Raw genomic sequence first — 6,105 nt, 5'->3', positions numbered from 1 at the left:
GACGGCGCTTCCCGGCTCCATCCGGTCGACGAACCAGAGCCGCTCCTGCGCAAAGGACAGCGGCAGCGCCCCCGTGCGCTCCACCGGCACGATGGCGGAAACCTTCGGTGCGCTGCGCGCCAGCTTTGCGGCGCGCGCCATTTCGAGGATCCGTTCACGTTCGGCGATCGACAGCGTCGTGCTCATCGGCTCTGGAGACAGTTCGTTGTTGCGATGGAAGGCGACTGATCCGTCATCCCACGTCGGCCGCGCGGACCAGCGCAAGCAGCTCTTCGATCTCGTTCGGATCGAACTCGGCCAGCTGGGCGTCGAGAAGGTGCTGGGCCAGCAGGGAAAGCTCGGGCTTTTCGAAGACGTCGCGCACCGAGAGCTCCACGTCCATCTCGCGCTTGACCCGGAACACGAGCCGGGTGGCCAGCAGGGAGTTCCCGCCGAGCTGGAAGAAGTCGTCGTGGCGGCCCACCCGCTCCACGCCCAGGAGGCCGGCCCAGATCTCCGCCAGCGCCTCCTCCGTCCCACCGGCGGGCGCCTCGTACCCGCGCGTGGAGAATGCATCGCCCTCGGGCGCGGGGAGCGCCCGGCGGTCCACCTTGCCGTTCGGCGTAAGCGGCAGCGCGTCCAGGCGCACGTACGCCGCCGGGACCATGTATTCGGGGAGCCGCTCCAGGAGATGTGCCCGCAGCACCTCCGCTCCGGCCGTCTCGTCGCCGGCCACGTACGCCACCAGCCGCTTCTCGCCCTGCGCGTCGTCGCGCACCAGCACCACCGCCTCGCGCACCGTGGCGTGCTCCACGAGCCGCGCCTCGACCTCGCCCAGCTCGATGCGGAAGCCGCGCACCTTCACCTGGAAGTCGAGCCGCCCCAGGTACTCGATGGCGCCATCCATCCGCCACCGTGCCCGGTCGCCCGTCCGGTACAGCCGTGCGCCGCCTTCGGCCGAGAACGGATCGGGGACGAAGCGCTCCGCGGTCATCGCCGCCCGGCCCTGGTAGCCGCGCGCCACCTGGACACCGCCGATGTACAGCTCGCCGGGAACGCCCACGGGGACGGGCTCGAGCGCCGCGTCCAGCACGTAGAGCGCGGTGTTCCACACCGGCCGGCCGATCGGCACCACGCCGGCCGCGTCCTCACGCGGGCAGGTCCAGCAGCTCACGTCCACGGCCGCCTCGGTGGGGCCGTACAGGTTGGTGAGCTCCACAGGGCCGGCGAACCGGTCGTAGAAGCGCCGCACCAGCGCCGGCGGCAGCGCCTCGCCGCTGCAGACCACGTGGCGGAGCGACCCGCAGCGGCCGTCCTCCACCGCCTCCACGAACACCTGCAGCATGGAGGGGACGAAGTGCAGCGCGGTCACCCCTTCGCGCTCGATCACGTCGCGCAGGTAGGCCGGGTCGCGGTGCCCGTCCGGCCGCGCCATCACCAGCCGTGCCCCCTGCTGCAGCGGCCAGAAGAACTCCCACACCGACACGTCGAAGCCGAACGGCGTCTTCTGCAGCACCACGTCGTCCGCGCCTAGACGGAAGTGCGCCTGCATCCACACCAGCCGGTTGACCACGCCCCGGTGCTGGTTCATCACCCCCTTGGGGCGGCCGGTGGAGCCCGACGTGTAAATCACGTACGCCACGTTCGACGGCGTCACGACGGGCGCGGGGTTCTCCGCGCTCTCCCGCGCGACCGAATCCCACGCCGCGTCCACGTCCAGCGCCGGCACATCGGAGGCGGGAAGGATGCCGCGCAACCGCTCCTGGGTGAGCACCACGGCGACACCGGAATCCTCCAGCATGTACGCCAGCCGCTCGGCGGGCAGCCCCGGGTCCAGCGGCACGTACGCGCCGCCCGCCTTGAGCACGGCCAGCAGCGAGACAACCATCTCCACGCCGCGCTCCATCAGCACGCCCACGCGCACCTCGGGGCCCACGCCGTGGCCGCGAAGGTGGTGGGCGAGGCGGTTGGCGCGCGCGTTCAGAGCCGCGTAGCTCAGCGTCTCGTCTTCGAAGACGAGCGCGTCCGCGCCGGGCGTGCGCTCCACCCGGGCCTCGAACAGCTCGTGGATGCACCGGTCCGCCGGAACCTCCGCTTCGGTCCGGTTCCACGCGTCCAGCACCTGCGCGCGCTCCGCATCCCCGAGCAGGTCCAGCCGCGAAAGCCGCACGTCCGCGTCCGCGGCGACCTGCTCCAGCACCCGTGCCAGGTGGCCGATCATCCGCTCGATCGTGCCGCGCTCGAAGAGGTCCGTGCTGTAGCTCAGTCCGCCGCGCAGGCCCCGGGGGGTCGCCGCGAGCTCCAGGGAAAGATCGAAGTTGGCGGCCTCCATGGCCGTACCGGCTCCGCTCATCTTCAGACCCGCGAGACCGCCTCCCCCGCCCCCTCCCCCGCCCACGGCGTTCTGCAGGGCGAACATCACCTGGAAGATCGGCGAGTGGCTCAGGGAGCGCTCCGGCTGCAGCTCGACCACCAGCTTCTCGAAGGGCAGGTCCTGGTGCGCATACGCGCCCAGCGTCACCTCCCGCACGCGCCGCAGCACCTCGCGAAAGCTCGGGTCTCCCGAAAGGTCGGTGCGCAGCACCAGCGTGTTGACGAAGAAGCCGATCAGCGCCTCCACTTCGCCCCGCGTGCGCCCGGCGATCGGGCTTCCCACCACCACGTCCTCGCTCCCGGCGTACCTGCCCAGCAGCACCTGGAAGGCAGCCAGCGCAACCATGTACAGCGTGGCGCCCTCGCTGCGCCCCAGCGCCTGCAGCCGCTCCAGCAGCTCCGGGGAGAGCTCCACCGGCACCGACGCGCCCCGGTACGTCTGCACCGGCGGGCGGGGGTGGTCGGTGGGCAGCTCCAGCAGCTCCGGCGCGCCAGCCAGGCGCTCCCGCCAGTACGAGAGCTGCCGGTCCAGCGCCTCGCCCGCCAGCTGCTCGCGCTGCCACACCGCGTAGTCGGCGTACTGCACCGGAAGCTTCGGCAGCGGCGACTCACGCCCGTCGCGGTACGCCTCGTACAGCGCCGACAGCTCGCGCAGCAGCACCCCCATGCTCCACCCGTCGCTGACGATGTGGTGCATGGAGACCAGCAGCAGGTGATCTTCCGCATCCAGCCGCAGCAGCACCGCGCGAAAGAGCGGTCCCGCCGCGAGGTCGAACGCCCGCCGCGCCTCCTCGCCGGCGCGCCGCCTGGCCGCCGTCTCGCGATCGGCCTCGCCCAGCCCCGACAGGTCCTCCACCGGCAGGGCGAACCCGCCGAAGGGCGGGATCACCTGCACCGGCGAACCGTCCACCTCGGCGAACGTGGTCCGGAGCGCCTCGTGCCTGCGGACGACCTCGGCCAGCGCCCGCTCCAGCGCCGCCTCGTCCAGCGCACCTGCCAGGCGCCATGCCACCGGCCGGTTGTAGGTGGTGCTTCCCGGCTCCAGCCGGTCGATGAACCAGAGCCGCTCCTGCGCGAAGGAGGTGGGCGCGGTCCGCGTCCGGCCGACCTTCTCGAGGAGGATCTTCCGCAGCAGCTCCTGCTTCTCGCTGCGCGAGAGCGTGCCGGCAACCTTGGGGGGGAGGGTCATTCCGATCTCTGGTTCCTCAGGATTGCGCGCCCAGGAGGCGGTCCAGCTCTTCTTCCGACAGCTCGTCGATCGTGTCGAGCAGGTGGTGCGCGCTGGCCTCGGGGCCGGGCGCCGGCTCGGCCACCGGTCCCGCCAGGGCCACCTCCCCTCGTTCCGCCACGACGCGGGCCAGCTCCGCCACCGTGGGCCCCTCGAACAGCGCCCGCAGCGGCAGCTCGATGTCGAACACCGCGCGCACCTGCGAGACCACCCGCGTGGCCAGCAGCGAGTGCCCGCCCAACTCGAAGAAGCTCTCCTCCACCCCCACCCGCTCCAGCCGCAGCACGTCCGCCCAGATCCCCGCCAGCAACTCTTCGGTCGGCGTCCGCGGCGCTACGTACCGGTCCGCGGCGGCGGCGTGCTCCGGGGCCGGCAGCGCCCTGCGGTCCAGCTTGCCGCTCGGCGTCAGCGGAAGCCGCTCCAGCGCGACGAACGCCGCCGGCACCATGTACTCCGGCAGCTCCCGGCGCAGGTGGTCGCGCAGGACCCCCGCCTCCACGTCGCCCACCACGTACGCCACCAGGCGACGGTTCCCCGCCTGGTCTTCGTGCGCAACCACCACCGCCTCGCTCACCCCCTCGCGCGCCAGGAGCCGGGCCTCGATCTCTCCCGGTTCGATCCGGTAGCCCCGCACCTTCACCTGGGTGTCCACACGCCCCAGGAACTCGATGGTCCCATCCGCCAGCCACCGCCCCAGGTCCCCGGTTCGGTACAGCCGCGCTCCAGGCTCGGCGCCGAACGGATCGGGAACGAACTTCTGCGCCGTCAGCGCCGGCCGGCCCAGGTACCCCCGCGCCACCCCCGCGCCGCCCACGTACAGCTCGCCGGAAACCCGAACGGGCACCGGCTCCCCCCGCGCGTCCAGCAGGTAGACACGCGTGTTGGAGATCGGTCCCCCGATCGAAGCGCCCGGCGCCTCGCCCTCCGTAGCGCAGGTCCGCGCCGTCGAGGTCACGGTCGCCTCCGTGGGGCCGTACTCGTGGTACAGCCGCGCTCCCGGCAGCCGGGCCCGGAGCTCCGCCACCATCCCCACGGGGAGGGACTCCCCCCCCAGTACGATCCGCCGCAGGCTGGAGCAGCCCTCCAGCCCCGGGTGCTCCAGGAATGCCTGCAGCTGCGAGGGAGTGAGGGCCATGGTGCTGACCTCCCGGCGGCGGACGACGTCCACCACGTAGTCTACCTCCCGCTGTCCACCGGGCCGCAGGAGGACCAGGCGGGCGCCCACCAGCAGCGGCGTGAACAGGTCGCGTACCGAGACGTCGAAGCTGAACGACGTCAGCTGCAGCAGCGCGTCGCCGGCTCCGAATTCCCAGTGCCGTTCTCCCCAGGCCAGCAGGTTGATGACGCCACGGTGCCGGTTCATCACCCCCTTCGGCTGCCCCGTGGAGCCAGAGGTATAGATGACGTACGCCAGGTTCTCCGGAGTCAGCGCCCCGCGCCCGGGATTGGAATCCGGCTGGCCGGTCCAGGCGGAAGCATCTCCATCGAGCACCTCGATGGAGATGCCCGATCCGCCGAACCGTTCCGAGAGCGAGCGCTGCGTCAGCAGCACCACGGGCGCGCTGTCCTGGAGCATGTAGCCCAGCCGCTCCTCGGGATACTCCGGATCCAGCGGCACGTACGCCCCGCCGGCCTTGAGCACGGCCAGGATGGCGACGACCATCTCGATGCCGCGCTCCACGCACAGCCCCACCCGCGCCTCCGGACCCACGCCCAGCTTTCCGAGGTGGTGTGCCAGCCGGTTCGCCCGGGCGTTCAGCGCCGCGTACGTCACCTCCTCGTTCTCATGGACCAGCGCCACCGCGTGGGGAGTGCGCTCCACCTGCGCCTCGAAGAGCTCGTGCACGCAGACATCCCGCCGATACTCCGCCTCCGTGCGGTTCCACTCCTCCACCACCATGCGCCGCTCCGCCTCCGGGAGCACGTCGATGCTCCCGATCGCCCGCCCGGGAGCGGCCTCCAGCGCCTCGACCAGCCGCTCCAGCGCCGTGTGCATCATCCGGCACACCCGCTCCGCCTCCGCCGGGGCCGCCACCTGCGCCGTCAGCACGAACGCTTCCCCCAGGTCGTTCACCGAGGCCGCCACCGGGTAGCTCGTCCGCTCCTGTGCGTGAACGCCCCGCACGCCCTTCCGCGGCTGCCCCGCCTGCCGCGAACGCTTCGTCACGCCGTAGCGATAGTTCAGCAGCGAGGTGAACAGCGGCGCGGGTGCCGCCACGCCGCTGCTGCGCTGCGCCAGCGCCAGGGAGGCGTGCTCGTGCCGCAGCAGGTCCGCCAGCAGCGCGTGCGTGCGACGCACCGCCGCCTCGACCCCCTCCTCGCCCACCCCGATCCGCACCGGCAGCGTGTTGATGAACGGGCCCATCACGCGGTCCGTACCTTCCCCGCCCTGCATCCGGCCGAAGAGCAGCGTCCCGAAGACCACGTCCTCCCGGCCGCTCAGCCGCGCCAGCACCTGCGCCCACGCCAGGTGGCACAGGCTCGCCGCGCTCACCCCCAGCGCCCGCGCCCGGAGGCGCAGCCGC

At 72.3% G+C, this 6,105-nt stretch carries 3 protein-coding genes; all 3 read right to left on the bottom strand.

Features of this window, described 5'->3' with window-relative positions; translation table 11 throughout:
- The coding region (locus tag VF632_RS15210; RefSeq protein ID WP_331023767.1) for a hypothetical protein at window positions 1-186 on the bottom strand (186 nt) is incomplete at its 3' end.
- Between the two features lie 46 nt (window positions 187-232).
- Window positions 233-3,541 (bottom strand): amino acid adenylation domain-containing protein, encoded by a 3,309-nt coding sequence (locus VF632_RS15205; RefSeq protein ID WP_331023766.1) that lies wholly within the window; start codon window positions 3,539-3,541, stop codon window positions 233-235.
- 16 nt (window positions 3,542-3,557) lie between these two features.
- A partial coding sequence (locus VF632_RS15200) for an amino acid adenylation domain-containing protein (protein ID WP_331023765.1) occupies window positions 3,558-6,105 on the bottom strand: 2,548 nt, incomplete at its 5' end.

The organism is Longimicrobium sp., assembly GCF_036388275.1.
Classification (GTDB): Bacteria; Gemmatimonadota; Gemmatimonadetes; order Longimicrobiales; family Longimicrobiaceae; genus Longimicrobium.
Note: the sequence above shows the minus strand (reverse complement) of the source record. Positions and strands in the feature narration are given on the sequence as shown.

What these genes read in the sequence shown, in the direction of transcription:
- VF632_RS15205 (WP_331023766.1), bottom strand. Translation starts at nt 3,541, where the DNA reads ATGACCCTCCCCCCCAAGGTTGCCGGCACGCTCTCGCGCAGCGAGAAG.